The organism is Bradyrhizobium sp. CCBAU 21365 (assembly GCF_015291305.1).
Classification (GTDB): Bacteria; Pseudomonadota; Alphaproteobacteria; order Rhizobiales; family Xanthobacteraceae; genus Bradyrhizobium; species Bradyrhizobium elkanii.
In genome coordinates, this window is record NZ_CP030036.1 from 569,548 (window position 1) to 585,818 (window position 16,271).

General features: G+C 64.7%; 14 protein-coding genes. 7 read left to right on the top strand and 7 right to left on the bottom strand.

Annotated elements, in window-relative coordinates; all coding sequences use genetic code 11:
- Positions 1–219: 219 nt before the first annotated feature.
- Complete coding sequence (locus tag XI02_RS02630; RefSeq protein ID WP_370143865.1) at positions 220–780, bottom strand: MarR family winged helix-turn-helix transcriptional regulator; 561 nt, start codon at positions 778–780, stop codon at positions 220–222.
- A gap of 169 nt (positions 781–949) precedes the next feature.
- Here XI02_RS02630 and XI02_RS02635 point away from each other — a divergent pair, with 169 nt between their 5' ends.
- The 5 genes from XI02_RS02635 to fahA all read left to right on the top strand — a co-directional run bounded on the left by XI02_RS02635 (position 950) and on the right by fahA (position 6,630).
- Positions 950–2,578: an FAD-dependent oxidoreductase gene (locus tag XI02_RS02635; RefSeq protein ID WP_172646048.1), complete on the top strand. Its 1,629-nt coding sequence runs from the start codon at positions 950–952 to the stop codon at positions 2,576–2,578.
- 9 nt (positions 2,579–2,587) lie between these two features.
- Entirely contained in the window at positions 2,588–2,815 is a 228-nt protein-coding gene (locus tag XI02_RS02640; protein ID WP_172646047.1) for a DUF2783 domain-containing protein, read from the top strand.
- A 28-nt stretch (positions 2,816–2,843) separates the two neighbouring features.
- Positions 2,844–3,797, top strand: coding sequence for an MBL fold metallo-hydrolase (locus XI02_RS02645; protein ID WP_016843247.1), 954 nt, complete (start codon positions 2,844–2,846; stop codon positions 3,795–3,797).
- Positions 3,798–3,799: 2 nt separating this feature from the next.
- A complete protein-coding gene (hmgA, locus tag XI02_RS02650; RefSeq protein ID WP_172646046.1) occupies positions 3,800–5,146 on the top strand; it encodes a homogentisate 1,2-dioxygenase in 1,347 nt (448 codons plus the stop codon).
- 212 nt (positions 5,147–5,358) lie between these two features.
- Entirely contained in the window at positions 5,359–6,630 is a 1,272-nt protein-coding gene (gene fahA / locus XI02_RS02655; RefSeq protein ID WP_172646045.1) for a fumarylacetoacetase, read from the top strand.
- Positions 6,631–6,794: 164 nt separating this feature from the next.
- On the opposite strand, the gene XI02_RS02660 is transcribed toward fahA, so the two are convergent.
- Both XI02_RS02660 and XI02_RS02665 read right to left on the bottom strand, forming a co-directional pair.
- Entirely contained in the window at positions 6,795–7,106 is a 312-nt protein-coding gene (locus XI02_RS02660) for a DUF1272 domain-containing protein (protein ID WP_172646044.1), read from the bottom strand.
- An 81-nt stretch (positions 7,107–7,187) separates the two neighbouring features.
- The gene (locus tag XI02_RS02665) at positions 7,188–7,664 is read right to left on the bottom strand and encodes an Lrp/AsnC family transcriptional regulator (protein ID WP_069279727.1); all 477 of its coding nucleotides are present in this window, start codon (positions 7,662–7,664) and stop codon (positions 7,188–7,190) included.
- Positions 7,665–7,786: 122 nt separating this feature from the next.
- On the opposite strand from XI02_RS02665, the gene hppD reads away from it, so the two are divergent.
- Positions 7,787–8,905, top strand: coding sequence for a 4-hydroxyphenylpyruvate dioxygenase (gene hppD, locus XI02_RS02670; RefSeq protein WP_172646043.1), 1,119 nt, complete (start codon positions 7,787–7,789; stop codon positions 8,903–8,905).
- Between the two features lie 176 nt (positions 8,906–9,081).
- Here hppD and XI02_RS02675 read toward each other — a convergent pair whose 3' ends face one another.
- The 4 genes from XI02_RS02675 to XI02_RS02690 form a co-directional block, all read right to left on the bottom strand.
- On the bottom strand, positions 9,082–10,194 hold the full coding sequence (locus tag XI02_RS02675) for a CaiB/BaiF CoA-transferase family protein (RefSeq protein WP_172646042.1): 1,113 nt from the start codon (positions 10,192–10,194) through the stop codon (positions 9,082–9,084).
- Between the two features lie 225 nt (positions 10,195–10,419).
- The gene (locus XI02_RS02680) at positions 10,420–11,220 is read right to left on the bottom strand and encodes a xanthine dehydrogenase family protein subunit M (RefSeq protein WP_069278679.1); all 801 of its coding nucleotides are present in this window, start codon (positions 11,218–11,220) and stop codon (positions 10,420–10,422) included.
- A gap of 13 nt (positions 11,221–11,233) precedes the next feature.
- On the bottom strand, positions 11,234–13,573 hold the full coding sequence (locus XI02_RS02685) for a xanthine dehydrogenase family protein molybdopterin-binding subunit (RefSeq protein WP_172646041.1): 2,340 nt from the start codon (positions 13,571–13,573) through the stop codon (positions 11,234–11,236).
- 90 nt (positions 13,574–13,663) lie between these two features.
- Positions 13,664–14,149 carry a (2Fe-2S)-binding protein gene (locus tag XI02_RS02690; RefSeq protein ID WP_069278681.1) on the bottom strand — a complete coding sequence of 162 codons (486 nt, stop codon included), beginning with the start codon at positions 14,147–14,149 and terminating at the stop codon, positions 13,664–13,666.
- A 404-nt stretch (positions 14,150–14,553) separates the two neighbouring features.
- Between XI02_RS02690 and XI02_RS02695 the strand changes: the two genes are divergently transcribed.
- Positions 14,554–16,269, top strand: coding sequence for a PQQ-dependent methanol/ethanol family dehydrogenase (locus tag XI02_RS02695; protein WP_069278682.1), 1,716 nt, complete (start codon positions 14,554–14,556; stop codon positions 16,267–16,269).
- The last annotated feature ends 2 nt before the right edge of the window (positions 16,270–16,271 follow it).

Here is a 16,271-nt window from a genome sequence, read left to right on the forward strand (position 1 = left end):
CGGGGCTCGCGAAGCGCACGCCCCGGAATGACGGAGAGATCAAGCTGCGTAGGGCGAGGCGCGATGCCAACCCCGGCGTCGTCCTGGCGAAAGCCAGGACCCATAACCACAAATGTCTTTTGTTGGGCTCGCTGCGACGACGAGTCCCGTTCACAACACCGGCCGCGGCGTATGGGTCCTGGCTTTCGCCAGGACGACAGCGGAGTGTGTGGCCGTGGCCTAATACGCGTCCTTCGCGTCGGCCTCTTCGCTGGTCTGCACCAGTTCGAGGCTGCTCTCGACCTTGCCGAGCAGGCGGCCGAGGTCGCGACGTTCCTGCGCGGAGAGGCAGGACAAGATGTCCTGTTCCTTGCGCAGCAGGCGCGGGATGAGCTCCTCGTAGAGCGCCTGGCCCGCTTTGGTCAGTCGCAGGCGGAATTCGCGGCGGTCGTCGGCGTTCTCGACGCGCTCGACGATCTCGCGCTCCATCAGCGCCGATACCGCGCGGCTGATGGTGGATTTATGGGTGCGTGTGCAGTGCGCGATATACTGCGCGCTGCAGGGATCGCTGCGGAAGCCGAGCGTTGCGAGCACGCGCCACTCCGGAATGTCGAGGCCGTAGCGCGTTTGATACTCGCTCGACAGCGCCGAGGACACCTCGGCCGCCACCCGGTTCAGACGGAACGGCATGAAGTGGAAGAGATCGAGGCGCTTCTTCGTCGGTGCGGCGTTGTCGCGCTCATCCGCTGCCACGGCGCTGCGCGGCCGGACTGGAGGCTGGCTTGCAGAGGTCCGTGCCAAAAATCCCTCCAATTTGAGTTGACGGCAGCCCCGACTGGGGGTTTAAGATAGTTGCAGGTGAGACTAATTTAGCAAGCTCGCGGCCGGCTCGCAAGGTCCCGGTCGCAAGCCGGTCACACAGAACCGCAGCCAGAGGCTGCGGCGCAAGGGAAACATCCAGGGTCACGCAATGGCACACGCCAATACGGCACAGGCCAAAACCCAGTTCGGCTATCGCCGTCATCCCGACCAGGAGCGCTCGGGTGCCAATGTCGCGGAGCATCCCGTCGTCGTGGTCGGCGCCGGGCCGGTGGGACTGTCGCTCGCGATCGATCTCGCGCAGCGCGGCCAGCGCGTGGTGTTGCTCGACGACGCCGACCGGATCGGCGAAGGCTCGCGCGCGATCTGCTTCTCGAAGCGCTCGCTGGAGTTCTGGGATCGCCTCGGCGTCGGCGATCGCATGGTCGAGAAAGGCGTGGTGTGGAGTGTCGGCAAGATCTTCCACGGCGCCTCGCAGCTCTACCAGTTCAATTTGCTTCCGGAGGAAGGCCACAAGCGGCCTGCCTTCATCAACCTGCAGCAGTTCTACGCCGAGGCGTACCTGGTCGACCGGGTCGGGCAACTGCCTGAAATCGACCTGCGCTGGCGCAACAAGGTGATCGCGCTGGAGAGCCGCAACGATGGCGTTGCGCTGACCATCGCAACTCCGGACGGCTCCTATCAGGTGCGCGCCTCCTTTGTCGTCGCCTGCGACGGCGCCCGCTCGTCGCTGCGGCAGATGGTCGGTGCGGAGTTCGCAGGCCAGGTGTTCGAGGACCAGTTCCTGATCGCCGACGTCAAGATGACGGCGGCGTTCCCGACCGAGCGCTGGTTCTGGTTCGATCCGCCGTTCCATGCAGGGCGCTCGGCGCTGCTGCACAAGCAGCCGGACGATATCTGGCGGATCGACCTGCAGCTCAACCCGGATGCCGATCCGGTGGCCGAGAAGCAGCCGGAGAACGTCCGGCCGCGGATCGAGCGCATGCTCGGGCACGACAAGTTCGAATTCGAATGGATCTCGCTCTATAAGTTCCAGTGCCGCCGGATGGCCAAATTCATCCACGGCCGGGTGATCTTTGCCGGTGATTCCGCCCATCAGGTCTCGCCGTTCGGCGCGCGCGGTGCCAATTCCGGGCTCGAGGACGCCGAGAATCTGGCGTGGAAGCTCGACCGTGTGCTGCGCCGGCTGTCGCCGGAGGGCTTGCTGGAGAGCTATCACATCGAGCGCAGCGCGGCGGCGGATGAGAATATCCGCGAGTCGACCCGTTCGACCGACTTCATGGCGCCGGTGACGAAACAGGAAGCGCGGCTGCGCCAAGCCGTGCTGTCGCTCGCCAAGGACACCGAGTTCGGCAAGCGTATGGTCAATGGCGGGCGGCTCTCGGTGCCGTCGGTCTACGACACGCCGCTGTCGAGCGAAGATCGCGACGATTGGCGCGGCGGCCCGCGGCCGGGCGCCTCGATGCCGGATGCGCCGGTGACGGAGCAGGGCGGCGGTTCCACCTACCTGACCGATGTTTTCATCAAGCAGGGAACGCGTTTCACGCTGCTGGAGTTTGGCAATGGCGCGGTTGCCGATGTGCCGGACGGCGTCGGCAGCATCCGGGTCGGCGGCGAGGGTGGGCTGGTCGACGCACAGGGCCTTGCCGGCAAGCGCTACGACGCCGAGCCCGGCACCGCCTATCTGCTGCGGCCGGACGGTTACGTCGCGGCACGCTTCCGCAACGCGGCGCGGCCCGCGCTCGATGCGGCGCTGGCGCGCGCAGCCGGCCTGAACTGAGGAGCAGTCATGGCGCTGTCGACCAGTTCGAACTTCGCAAAGCCCGACGATGCCTTCCGCGCCATCGTCGAGGCCCATCGCGGCCTCACCGAGGCGCAGAGCGCCGATCTCGATGCCGCGCTGGTTCTGGTGCTCGCCAATCATATCGGCGATCTCGACGTGCTGCGCGAGGCGATCGCGCTGGCGAAGCGGCGGATGCTGGACCCCAGCCAGCAACAGCAACAGCAACAACAATAGCACTGAGCAAACGGACAGGATTGAACTGATGGCCAAAGGTTTCGCATCGACCACGGATCTCGCGGAGAAGAAGGTCACCTTCTCGGAGATCGGCACCGATCTCTACGCCTTCACCGCCGAGGGCGATCCCAACACCGCCGTGATCGTCGGCGACGACGGCTGCCTGGTGTTCGACGCGCAGGCGACGCCGGCGATGGCCAACAAGGTGATCGAGCGGGTCAAGACCGTCACCGACAAGCCGATCAAATATGTCGTGCTGTCGCATTATCACGCAGTGCGTGTGCTCGGCGCCTCCGCCTATCACGCGCAGGGCATCGTGGCCTCGCAGGAAACCTATCGCCTGATCGAGGAGCGCGGCCAGCAGGATTGGGATTCCGAATATGGCCGCTTCCCGCGCCTGTTCCAGGATGCGGCGAGCATCCCCGGCCTGACCTGGCCGACGCTGACCTTCGAAGGCGAGATGTCGATCTATCTCGGCAAGCGCGAGGTGCGGCTGATGCAGCTCGGCGCCGGCCATACCTCGGGCGACATCGTCGCCTGGGTGCCGGATGCCGAGGTGATGTTCTCGGGCGATCTGATCGAATATCACTCGGCCTGCTATTGCGGCGATGCGCATTTGCGCGAATGGCCGACGACCTTGAACGAGATCCGCGCCTTCAATCCGAAGGCGATCGCGCCGGGCCGCGGTGATGCGCTGAAGGGCCTCGCCACCGGGCGCGATGCGATCGCGATGACCCGCGATTTCGTCACCACGCTCTACGGCGCCGCCGAATCGTCCGTCGCCAAGGGCCGCAGCCTGAAGGAATCGATGGCGGCGACGCGCGAGGTGATGGATCCGAAGTTCTCGAGCTTTGCGATTTACGAACACTGCCTGCCGTTCAACGTTTCGCGCGCCTATGACGAGGCGTCCGGGATCGACGATCCCGTGATCTGGACCGACAAGCGCGACCAGGAAATGTGGGCCGCCCTGCAAGGAGGATAGCGATGAACATCAATACCTCGCCTGATCAGATCGTGCGCAGCTCGGGGCAAGTCACCCCGGGCTACATGTCCGGCTTCGGCAACAGCTTCGAGACCGAGGCCTTGCCCGGCGCGCTGCCGATGGGGCGCAATTCGCCGCAGCGCTGCGCCTACGGGCTTTATGCCGAGCAATTGTCCGGCTCGCCGTTCACGGCGCCGCGCGGCACCAATGAGCGCTCCTGGCTGTACCGCATCCGCCCATCGGTGCGGCATTCCGGCCGCTTCGCCAAGGCAGATAGCGGGCTGTGGCGCACCGCGCCGTGCCACGAATACGACATGCCGATCGCACAGCTGCGCTGGGACCCCGCGCCGATCCCGAAGCAGGACATGACCTTCCTGCAGGGCGTGCAGACCATGACCACGGCGGGTGATGCCAACACCCAGGCCGGCATGGCGGCACACATCTATCTCATCACCAAATCGATGGTCGATCAGCATTTCTACAATGCCGATGGCGAGATGATGTTCGTGCTGCAGCAGGGCAATCTGCGCTTCGTCACCGAGTTCGGCCGCATCGACGCCGAGCCGGGCGAGATCGTCGTGATCCCGCGCGGCGTGAAATTCCGCGTCGAAATTCCCGGCGGCCCGGCGCGCGGCTATCTCTGCGAGAATTACGGCGGCGCCTTCACGTTGCCGGAGCGCGGCCCGATCGGCGCCAATTGCCTGGCCAATTCGCGCGACTTCCTGACGCCGGTGGCTGCTTACGAGGACCAGGACACGCCGACCGAGCTCTACGTCAAGTGGGGCGGCTCGCTGTTCAAGACCTCGCTGCCGCATTCGCCGATCGACGTGGTTGCCTGGCACGGCAATTACGCGCCCTACAAATACGACTTGCGTACCTTCTCGCCGGTCGGCGCGATCGCCTTCGATCATCCCGATCCCTCGATCTTCACGGTGCTGACCTCGCCGTCGGAGACCGCAGGCACCGCGAACATCGACTTCGTGATCTTCCCGGAGCGCTGGATGGTGGCCGACAACACCTTCCGTCCGCCGTGGTACCACATGAACATCATGTCGGAGTTCATGGGCTTGATCTACGGTGTCTACGACGCCAAGCCGCAGGGCTTTGTGCCCGGCGGCATCAGCTTGCACAATTGCATGCTGCCGCACGGCCCCGACCGCGAAGCCTTCGAGCACGCCAGCAACAGCGAGCTGAAGCCGGTGAAGCTGACCGGCACGATGGCCTTCATGTTCGAGACCCGATTTCCGCAGCGCGTGACGCAGCACGCCGCGACCTCGTCGACGCTGCAGGACGATTACTCGGATTGCTGGAAGGGCCTCAAGAAGAAGTTCGACCCGAACAAGCCGTAATACAACTCCACCCTCCCCTGGAGGGGGAGGGTCAGTTCGCATGCAGCGAAGCGGAATGCGAAACGGGGTGGGGTGATCTCTCAATACGGGCGGTGTGTTCGCGGATAGACCGTCACCCCACCCCGCCGCTCATTTCATTCGCGTCGACCCTCCCCCTCCAGGGGAGGGTGAAGAAGATCAGCTGTTGCACCAGACTGCACATCGGAACCACCATGCCCCACCCCAACGATCCATCCCTCCGCTCCTTCATCGACGTCGCACCCACCTCCGACTTCCCGATCCAGAACCTGCCTTACGGCGTGTTCTCGTCGAAGGATGGCCTTGCGCCGCGCGTCGGTGTTGCGATCGGCGATTATGTGCTCGACCTCTGGGAGCTCGAGCAGGACTCGCGGCTCGATGTCGGGCCGCTCGGCGTGTTCTCGCAGCCGTCGCTCAACGCCTTCATGGCGCTCGGGCCGAAAGTGTGGTCGGCGACGCGGGCACGGATCAGCGAGCTGTTGCGCTCCGATCATCCGGAGCTGCGCGACAACAGGGAATTGCGGGCGCGGGCGCTGGTCCCGATGGCCGACGTGAAGCTGCACATACCGTTCGCCGTCTCCGGCTACACCGATTTCTATTCGTCGAAGGAGCACGCCACCAATGTCGGCGTCATGTTCCGCGGCAAGGACAATGCGCTGCAGCCGAACTGGCTGCATATGCCGATCGGCTACAATGGTCGCGCCTCGACTGTCGTGGTGTCGGGCACCAAGGTGCGGCGTCCGCGCGGCCAGCTGAAGCCGCCGACCGCGGAGGTGCCGAGCTTCGGGTCTTGCAAGCGGCTCGACTTCGAGCTCGAGATGGGTGTGGTGGTTGGCCAGGCCTCGCCGATGGGTGAGATGCTGACCGAGAAGCAGGCCGAGGAGATGATCTTCGGCTTCGTCATCCTCAACGACTGGAGCGCGCGCGACATCCAGCAGTGGGAATACGTGCCGCTTGGCCCGTTCCAGGCCAAGGCGTTCGCGACCTCGATCAGCCCGTGGGTGGTGACTCGCGAGGCGCTGGAGCCGTTCCGCATGCAAGGCCCGGCGCAGCAGCCCGAGCCGCTCGCGTACCTGAAGCAGACCCAGCCGAACAACTACGACATGCAGCTCGACGTCGCGCTGCGCGCCGGCGCGATGAACGAGGCGAAGACGATCTGCAGCACCAACTTCAAATACATGTACTGGTCGTCGGTGCAGCAGCTCGTGCACCACGCTTCCAGCGGCTGCGCGATGAATGTCGGCGATCTGTTAGGGAGCGGCACGATCTCCGGCCCCGAAAAGCATCAGCGCGGCAGCCTGCTCGAAATCAGCTGGAACGGCACCGAGCCGGTCGAGCTTGCCAGCGGCGTCATGCGCTCGTTCCTGGAGGACGGCGATTCGCTCGTCATGCGCGGCTGGTGCCAGGGCGACGGCTATCGCGTCGGGTTCGGCGAGGTCGAAGGGACGATCGTCGCGGCGGAGTAGGTCTCCGCGCATTCCGCTGCTCCACCTCCCCTTGAAAAGGGGAGGTCGGTTTGCGCAGCAAACCGGGTGGGGATCTGCTCTCACCATGCGCGCCGGCGCCCGCGGCTGACCCCCATCCCGCCTTCCCCCTTTCAGGGGGAAGGAGCCCGACGTCGTTGCGAACCTCACCGCTCCTCCGGCCGGATATCCCTCAGCCGCGCCGTATTCGCCGCGACGTCCTCGAGGCTGTATTTCAGATGCACCCGCTTGTCCGAGGGCGGCTGGTTCACGGTGCAGACGCCCGGCCGCCACGGCCTGGCGGGACGGATCGGCCGCGGCGCAAAACCGCCGCCGCAGTTCGGGCAGACATTGCCGAGCCTGGTCTCGACGCAGTCCGCACAGAACGTGCATTCATAGGAGCAGATCCGCGCGTCGGTTGCGCTGGGTGGCAGGTCCTTGTCGCAATATTCGCAGTTCGGTCGCAGCTGCAGCGCCATGGTTCGTCTCTCTCGCCGTTGTCGGAATGATTGCAAGCCAAGCCACAAAAGCGAATGGCGGATTTCCCTCGATTTACGCCATCAGCTCTGCAACGCCTTCAGCGGCAGCTTCGTGCTCTCCTTCAGACGGTCGAGCACGATCGACGAGCGCACGTGGGCCACGCTCTGGTGCGGCATCAGCACGTTGTTGACGACGTCGGACAGGCTCTTGAGGTCGCGCAGCATCACCTTGAGCACATAGTCGGCATCCCCGGTCAGCGCGTAGGCCTCCTGGATATCGTCGACGCGGTTGACCAGCTCGCGAAACCGCTTGGCGTTGTCGGGCGAGTGGGTCGCAAGCGTGATGTGGATGAAGGCGATCAGGCCGAAGCCGAGCGCCTCGCCCGCGAGCTCGGCGTGGTAGCCGGCGATGACCTTCTCCTCCTCCAGCCGCATCCGCCGCCGCGAGCATTGCGATGCCGACAGCCCGACGAAGTCGGCCAGCTGCTGGTTGGTCAGCCGGCCATCGTCCTGCAGCGCGGCGAGCATTTTCAGGTCGAAGGCATCGACGTCAGGCATGCGCGGAATGTCCATTTCATGCACGGATCGTGCGCGAGAATAGCAAAAAGGGACCCATTTTGCACGCACGTTGCGCAGCAGGTGACGGAAACTGATCCCAGACAAATCAGGGAGTTACCGCCATGGGTCCGTTTCCGCACGATGCGCCGCCGGCCGAGATCAGCACTGAGAACCCGATGGGCACCGACGGCTTCGAATTCGTCGAATATGCCCATCCGAATCCCGGCGAGCTGCACGCCCTGTTCAAGCTGATGGGCTTCGTCGCAGTCGCCCGCCACCGCACCAAGGCCATCACGGTCTATCGCCAGGGCGACATCAACTATCTCGTCAATGAGGAGCCGGGTAGTCACGGCTTCGACTTCGTCGCCGCGCACGGCCCCTGCGCGCCGTCGATGGCGTTCCGCGTGGTCGACGCCAGGCACGCCTATGAGCGTGCGATCACGCTCGGTGCGGAGCCGGCGGATGTCTCGCCCGCGGCGACGACGCTCGATGTGCCCGCGATCAAGGGCATCGGCGGCAGCCTGCTCTATTTCGTCGACCGCTACGGCGCCAAGGGTTCGGCCTATGATGCCGAGTTCGAATGGCTCGGCGCGGCCAACCCGCGCCCCGCGGGCTCGGGCCTGTATTACATCGATCACCTCACCCACAACGTCCATCGCGGCCGGATGGATGTCTGGAACGGCTTCTACGCCAAGCTGTTCAACTTCCGCCAGATCCGCTTCTTCGACATCGAAGGCCGCGCGTCCGGCCTGTTCTCCCGCGCGCTGACCAGCCCGGACGGCAAGATCCGGATCCCGATCAACGAGGACGCCGGCGATTCCGGTCAGATCGAGGAATATCTCAACGTCTATCGCGGCGAGGGCATCCAGCACATCGCCTGCGGCGCGCGCGATATCCACGCGACGGTCGAGAGGTTGCGCGCCGACGGCCTGCCGTTCATGCCGTCGCCGCCCGATACCTATTTCGAGCGGATCGACGCCCGCCTGCCGCAGCATGGCGAGGACGTCGCGCGGCTCAAGACCAACGGCATCCTGATCGACGGCGAGGGCGTGGTCGAGGGCGGCCAGACCAAGGTGCTGCTGCAGATCTTCTCGGCGAACGCGATCGGGCCGATCTTCTTCGAATTCATCCAGCGCAAGGGCGACGACGGCTTTGGCGAAGGCAACTTCAAGGCGCTGTTCGAATCGATCGAGGAAGACCAGATCCGCCGCGGCGTGCTGAAGGTCGATCACGCGGCGTGAGCGCGTCGTAAAGCGCTGCACTAGCGCAAAACCAACAGATGTCGTCCCGGCGAAAGCCGGGACCCATACCGCGGAATCTATCGAGTGTGTTGGTTCGTAGTCCCGCGGAACGATCGTGCGCTACAACGACGTTCCGGGGTTATGGGTCCCGGCTTTCGCCGGGACGACACCGAGATTTATTTCGTCGCTTTCCACTCAGCCGTCACGTCCCCGATGCTCGCCAGCTCCGGTTCGCGGATTGCCGATGGCGTACGCGAGAAGCGCGGCGCGGGGGCGGGCTGGGTGACGCCGTGGCGTTCGACGAACACCTGGCGCGCCGCCATGTGCGGATGCTTGGGCGCTTCCTCCATGGTCAGGATCGGCGCGAAGCAGATGTCGGTGCCTTCCATGATCGCGCACCAGTCCGCGCGTGATTTGCTCTTGAACACCCGGGTCAGCTTCTCCTTCAGCGCCGGCCAGGCCTTGCGGTCCATCTGCGCGTCGAAATCGGCGTCGGTCAGGTCGGCATGCTTGCGCAGCAGCGCGTAGAACTGCGGCTCGATCGAGCCGATCGAGATGAAGTTGCCGCAGGAGCATTCATAGACGCCGTAGAAATGCGCGCCGCCGTCCAGGAAATTCTGATCGCGGCCGCCGCTCCAGCGGCCCTGCGCGGCCATGTCGTAGAACATCGACATCAGCGAGGCCGCGCCGTCGCACATCGCGGTATCGACCACCTGGCCCTTGCCGGACTTCTGCGCTTCCAGCAGCGCGGCGAGCACGCCGACCACGAGGTAGAGCGCGCCGCCGCCGAAATCGCCGACCAGATTGAGCGGCGGTACCGGCTTCTCCTTGGTGCCGATCGCAGCCAGCGCGCCTGTGATCGAGATGTAGTTGATGTCGTGGCCGGCGGCGTTCGCCAGCGGGCCTTCCTGGCCCCAGCCGGTCATGCGTCCATAGACCAGCCTGGGATTGCGCGCGAGCACGACGTCAGGACCGAGCCCGAGGCGCTCCATCACGCCGGGCCGAAAACCTTCGATCAGCGCGTCGGCATGGCCGAGCAGGTCGAGCACTTCGGCAACCGCCGCCTTGTTCTTGAGATCGAGCTCGATGACCTTGCGGCCGCGGGTTGCGACCGCCTTCAAATTCTTGCCCGCACCGATCCGGTCCAGCGTGATCACCTCGGCGCCCATGTCGGCGAGCAGCATGCAGGCGAACGGGCCGGGGCCGATGCCGGCGAATTCGACGATGCGGAAGCCGGCGAGCGGGCCCGAGGTGCGAGCGGCGGTCTGGGAGGCAGGTTTATCGAGCACGTTGTTATTCCGTTGGTTGCGTGGCGTTAAGCGGCTGCGGCTGGCTTGGCGCCGAACTTCATGCGTTCTCCCAGCCGTCCGTGGGACGGTATTTTTAATTAGCTGATTAGCTAAATTGTCTCGCCTAATACTGGATGTGGCAAGCACCTTTTGTCCCGTGACGCTGGTAAAAACGCAAACGGCGCGCATCGCTGCGCGCCGCTGCAGACTTGTGTCTAGGCGCTATCAACCGGCCGCAGTCACCGCCCGCTGTCCCATCACCTTCACCAAATTGGCGCGGTAATCCGCCGAGCCGTGGATGTCGGCGAGCAGGCCGCTCGCCGGGATCGTCACGCTGTCGAGCGCCGAGGCAGCCCAGTTCGCCTTCAGCGCCTGCTCGATCGGCGCGACCCGCATGACGCCGCTCTGCGACGCGCCGGTCGCGGCGACGCGGACGTCACCCGACTTGGTCTTGGCGACGAACACGCCGGTCAGCGCGAAGCGCGAAGCCGGGTTCGGAAACTTCGCATAGCCCGCCTTGGCCGGAACGGGGAACGACACCGCGGTGATGATCTCGCCATCCTCGAGTGCCGTCGAGAACAGGCCCTTGAAGAAGTCCTCCGCCGCGATTGACCGCTTGTTGGTCTTGACCGTCGCGCCAAGCGCCAGCACCGCCGCCGGATAGTCCGCCGCCGGGTCGTTGTTGGCGAGTGAACCGCCGATCGTGCCGCGATAGCGCACGGCGGGATCGCCGATCTCCGACGCCAGATTGGCGAGCGCGGGGATCGCCTTCTTGACCGCATCGCTTTGCGCCACATCGTAATGCGGCGTAGCGGCCTTGATGGTGACGGTGTCGCCCGAAACCTCGATGCCGATCATCTCCTGCACCTTGGAGAGGTCGATCACGTCCGAAGGCGAAGCAAGACGCTGCTTCATCACCGGGAGCAGGGTTTGTCCGCCGGCGAGGAATTTTGATTCCGCGCCTTTGGCGAAGGTTGCGGCGGCGTCGGCGACCGAGGAAGCGCGGTGATAATTGGTCTCGTACATGGCTCTTCCTCCCTCAACCGTGAATGGCGTGCCAGACGCGATCGGGCGTCGCCGGCATTTCCAGCTTGTTGTTGCCGATGGCGTCCGTGATCGCGTTGATCACGGCAGCAGAGGCGCCGATCGCGCCGGCTTCGCCGCAGCCCTTGACGCCGAGCGGGTTGCCCGGACACAGCGTCGTGGTGTGGGAGAGCTGGAACGACGGCAGGTCGTCGGCGCGCGGCATGGTGTAGTCCATGAAGGACGCGGTCACGAGCTGACCGGTGTCGTCATAGACTGCGCCCTCGAGCAGCGCCTGGCCGATGCCCTGCGCGAGGCCGCCATGGACCTGGCCCTCGACAATCATCGGGTTGATCAGCCGGCCGAAATCGTCGGCTGCCACGAAGTTGACGAAGGAGGTCTTGCCGGTGCCGGGATCGACCTCGAGCTCGCAGATATAGGCGCCGGCCGGGAAGGTGAAGTTGGTCGGGTCGTAGAACGCCGTCTCCTTCAGGCCGGGCTCCATGCCATCAGGCAGGTTATGCGCGGTGTAGGCCGCGAGCGCGACCATCGGCAGCGCTATCGACTTGTCGGTGCCGGTGACCTTGAACTCGCCGTTCTCGATCACGATGTCGCTCTCGGATGCCTCGAGCGCATGCGCCGCGATCTTCTTGGCCTTGGCCTCGACCTTCTCCATCGCCTTCACGATCGCCGTACCGCCGACCGCGAGCGAGCGCGAGCCGTAGGTGCCCATGCCGAACTGCACCTTGTCGGTGTCGCCATGGACGATCGAGACCTGGCTGATCGGCACGCCGAGCCGCTCTGCGATGATCTGGCAGAACGTCGTTTCATGGCCCTGGCCGTGGCTGTGCGAACCGGTGAGCACCTCGATGGTGCCGACCGGGTTGACGCGGATCTCAGCCGACTCCCACAGGCCGACGCCGGCGCCGAGACTGCCGACCGCCTTCGACGGCGCGATGCCGCAGGCCTCGATGTAGCAGGAGATGCCGATGCCGCGCAGCTTGCCGTCGGCCTTGGCCTTGGCCTTGCGGGCCGGGAAGCCGGCATAGTCGATCGCCTTCATCGCGGCATCGATCGAGGCGTGGAAGTCGCCGATGTCATACGCCATGATTACAGGCGTCTGATACGGGAACTGGGTGATGAAGTTCTTCTTGCGCAGCTCGGTCGGATCGACCTTCAGCTGCCGCGCTGCCGTCTCCATCATGCGCTCGATCAGATAGCTCGCCTCCGGACGGCCGGCACCGCGATAGGCGTCGACCGGCGTGGTGTTGGTGTAGACGCCGATCACCTCGGCATAGATCGCCGGGATCACGTACTGGCCCGACAGCAGCGTCGCGTAGAGATAGGTCGGCACCGCCGAGGAGAACAACGACATATAGGCGCCGAAATTGGCGTGGGTCTTCACCCGCAGGCCAAGGATCTTGTTGTCCTTGTCGAACGCCATCTCCGCCTTCGAGACATGGTCGCGGCCATGCGCGTCGGTGAGGAAGGCTTCGGAGCGGTCACCGGTCCACTTCACCGGGCGACCCACCTTCTTCGAGGCCCACAGCGCCACCATCTCTTCGGGATAGATGTAGATCTTGGAGCCGAAGCCGCCGCCGACGTCGGGCGCGATCACGCGCAGCTTGTGCTCGGGCGCGATGTTGTAGAACGCCGACAGCACGAGGCGGGCGACGTGCGGGTTCTGCGATGTCGTGTAGAGCGTGTAGTGCTCTTCGGCCTGGTCGTAATGCGCGACCGCTGCGCGCGGCTCCATCGCGTTCGGCACCAGGCGGTTATTGGTGAGGTCGAGCGTGACCACATTGGCGGCCTTGCTGAAGGCATCCTTGACCGCGGCCTCGTCGCCGAGATGCCAGTCATACACGATGTTGCCGGGGGCTTCGGGATGAAGCTGCGGCGCGCCCGGCTTGATCGCGGCCTTGATGTCGGCCGCTGCGGGAAGCTCTTCGTAATCGACGACGACGGCTTCGGCGGCGTCCCTGGCCTGGTTCTTGGTCTCGGCGATCACGACCGCGACCGCCTGTCCGACAAAGCGCACGGTCTCCGGCGCCATCGCCGGCCACGCGCCCATTTTCATTGGTGAGCCGTCCTTCGAGGTGATGGCCCAGCCGCAAATCAAATTGCCGACCTTGTCGTCGACGATCTGCTGTCCCGTCAGCACCGCGATCACGCCGGGCATCTTCATGGCCTCGGCGGAATCGATGCCCTTGACCTTGGCATGGGCATGTGGGCTGCGGATGAAGTGGGCGTAGCTCATGCCGACCATTTTGACGTCGTCGACGTAACGTCCTTGTCCGGTGATGAACCGGCGATCTTCCTTGCGCACGACACGTGCGCCAATTCCTTCAACACCCATTGTCTAGTCCTCCCGACCGGAGATTCGATTTGCCGCCGTTTCCATCGAGACCGGCGGTGGTGAGCTTGATCGTATGCGGTGCGTGGCGCGCTATTCGGCGGCCTGCGCAACCTTCATGCGCGCGGCAGCGTCGAGCACCGCCTTGACGATGTTGTGGTACCCGGTGCAGCGGCAGATGTTGCCTTCGAGCTCGTGGCGAACCGTTTCCTCGTCGAGCTTGCCGCCATGGCGGTGCACGATGTCGACCGCGGACATGATCATGCCGGGGGTGCAATAGCCGCACTGCAGGCCGTGATTGTCGCGGAACGCCGCCTGCATCGGGTGCAGCTCGTCGCCCTTGGCGAGGCCTTCGATCGTGGTGACGTTGCAGCCCGCGGCCTGGCCGGCCAGCATGGTGCAGGATTTGACCGCCCGTCCATCGACATGGACGACGCAGGCGCCGCATTGGCTGGTATCGCAGCCGACATGGGTGCCGGTGAGGTTAAGGTTTTCGCGCAAGAGATGCACGAGGAGGGTTCGGTCCTCAACGTCGACCGAGACCGCCTTGCCGTTTACCGTCAGTTTGACTGTAGACACGCGTTTCTCCCAATAGCTTCGTTATGGGCCCAGTAGACCACGCTTCATGTGGGTCGTAACCGCGATCAAAGTCGTAGTCGCGGCCCTGTCATGAAGGCGCCGGGCAGTGCCTCTGATCCTAGCAGGCAGCCGTTGAATGGGCAATTTGCAAGCTGCCGGCGGCGCACTCCGGCGCGACGAAAATGCCCGGCGGCGCAAGCGGTTTTCGGCAATCCGCTGCAGCCTGCGGTGCGCAAAAATCGTCGCCGCGATCGCTACTACCTTCCGCCTATAACGACGCAAAGGCGTTGCTGTCATTTTCATCGCCGACGCAGCGGCAGAAGATCGCTGGTTCATGAAATTCGGTAGCGATCCGCGCGCGCGATGCATCCATCGCGGCAACAAAACCATATTGGAGGAAGCCAATGAAGCTGAGGAGCGGGATTTTCTTTGCCGGCGTGTCGCTGGTCGCCATGGTGCTGGCAGGCATTGGTGCGTCGAAAGCCAATGATTCCGTCGTGAAGGCGGCGTCCGATCCCAACGGATGGGCGATCGCCGGCCACGACTACGGCAATACGCGCTTCAGTCCATTGAAGCAGATCAACTCGGAGAACGCCGGCAAGCTGCAGCTGGTCTACTCGCTGTCGCTGGCTTCGCTCCGCTCCAACGAGTCGTCGCCGGTCGTGATCGGCAAGAACCTGTATGTGTCGACCTCTTGGGGCCCCAAATACGTCTATGCGATCGATGCCGCGACCGGCGCCCGCAAATGGACCTGGCAGCCCGATATTCCGGATGACGTGCTTCAATACGCCTGCTGCGACGTCAACAATCGCGGCGTGTCCTATGCCGACGGCAAGATCTTCGTCGGCCGGCTCGACGGCAAGCTGACCGCGCTCGACGCCGAGACCGGCAAGGAGCTCTGGACCTCGACGGTGGTCGACTACAAGCAGGGCTCGGTCATCACCTCGCCGCCGCTCATCGTCCGCGACAAGGTCATCACCGGCTTCGGCGGCGGCGAATACGGCGTCCGCGGCGCGTTGCAGGCGTTTTCGCTCAAGGATGGCAAGCTGCTCTGGCAGACCTACACGGTGCCGGCACCCGGCGAGCCCGGCAGCGACACCTGGAAGGGCGACACCGGGCTGCATGGCGGCGGCGCCGCCTGGCTGGTCGGCTCCTACGATGCCAAGTCCGACACCGTCTACTGGGGTACCAGCAATCCGGGGCCGTGGAATACCGCGGTGCGCTCCACCGGCGACGGCAATTTCGGCAAGCTGACCAACCTCTACACGGCCTCGACGCTGGCGATCGATCCCAACACCGGCAAGATCAAGTGGCACATCCAGGGCACGCCGGCCGACGCCTGGGATTATGACGGTGTCAACGAGCTGCTGCTCGCCGACCTCAAGATCAAGGGCACCGAGACGCCCGTGCTGATGAAGGCGGACCGCAACGGCTTCTTCTTCGTGGCCAACCGCGAGACCGGCAAGATGATTTCCGCGGAGAAATACGTCTTCGCCAACTGGGCCAAGAAGTGGGACATCAACACGATGCGGGCGGAAGAGGATCCGGACAAGCGTCCGGGCCCGGGCCATCCCGCCAAGGACATCTGCCCGAACCTGATCGGCGGCAAGAACTGGCAGCCGATGTCGTTCAATCCGCAGACCGGCCTCGTCTACATCCCGAGCAACAATGTCTGCATGGACTGGTCGGTCTCCGACGTGAACTACAAGCGCGGCGTGTTCTATCTCGGCGCCGAGTTCCCGACCAAGCCGGGTCCCGGCGGCTTCCTCGGCGAGCTCGTGGCCTGGGATCCGATCGCCAACAAGAAGGTGTGGAGCATCAAGGAAGACCTGCCCTTCAACGGCGGCACGCTGACGACCGGCGGCAATCTGGTGTTCTCCGGCAATCTGCACGGCGACTTCCGCGCCATCGATGCCAAGAACGGCAAGGTGCTGTGGAGCAAGAACCTCGGCAGCGGCATCGGTGCAGGTCCCGTGACCTATTCGGTCGACGGCAAGCAGTATGTCGCGATCGTGGTCGGACGCACCGCGGCGCTGCCGGCCTTCCTCGGTGACATCGGCAAGAAGATGGTCGCCGCGGCGCCCGAAGGCGGCTCGCTGTTCGTGTTCGCCCTGCAGTAAAC

What these genes read in the sequence shown, in the direction of transcription:
- XI02_RS02635 (WP_172646048.1), top strand. Translation starts at nt 950, where the DNA reads ATGGCACACGCCAATACGGCACAGGCCAAAACCCAGTTCGGCTATCGC.
- hmgA (WP_172646046.1), top strand. Translation starts at nt 3,800, where the DNA reads ATGAACATCAATACCTCGCCTGATCAGATCGTGCGCAGCTCGGGGCAA.
- XI02_RS02640 (WP_172646047.1), top strand. Translation starts at nt 2,588, where the DNA reads ATGGCGCTGTCGACCAGTTCGAACTTCGCAAAGCCCGACGATGCCTTC.
- hppD (WP_172646043.1), top strand. Translation starts at nt 7,787, where the DNA reads ATGGGTCCGTTTCCGCACGATGCGCCGCCGGCCGAGATCAGCACTGAG.
- XI02_RS02660 (WP_172646044.1), bottom strand. Translation starts at nt 7,106, where the DNA reads ATGGCGCTGCAGCTGCGACCGAACTGCGAATATTGCGACAAGGACCTG.
- XI02_RS02645 (WP_016843247.1), top strand. Translation starts at nt 2,844, where the DNA reads ATGGCCAAAGGTTTCGCATCGACCACGGATCTCGCGGAGAAGAAGGTC.
- XI02_RS02665 (WP_069279727.1), bottom strand. Translation starts at nt 7,664, where the DNA reads ATGCCTGACGTCGATGCCTTCGACCTGAAAATGCTCGCCGCGCTGCAG.
- XI02_RS02685 (WP_172646041.1), bottom strand. Translation starts at nt 13,573, where the DNA reads ATGGGTGTTGAAGGAATTGGCGCACGTGTCGTGCGCAAGGAAGATCGC.
- XI02_RS02680 (WP_069278679.1), bottom strand. Translation starts at nt 11,220, where the DNA reads ATGTACGAGACCAATTATCACCGCGCTTCCTCGGTCGCCGACGCCGCC.
- XI02_RS02695 (WP_069278682.1), top strand. Translation starts at nt 14,554, where the DNA reads ATGAAGCTGAGGAGCGGGATTTTCTTTGCCGGCGTGTCGCTGGTCGCC.
- fahA (WP_172646045.1), top strand. Translation starts at nt 5,359, where the DNA reads ATGCCCCACCCCAACGATCCATCCCTCCGCTCCTTCATCGACGTCGCA.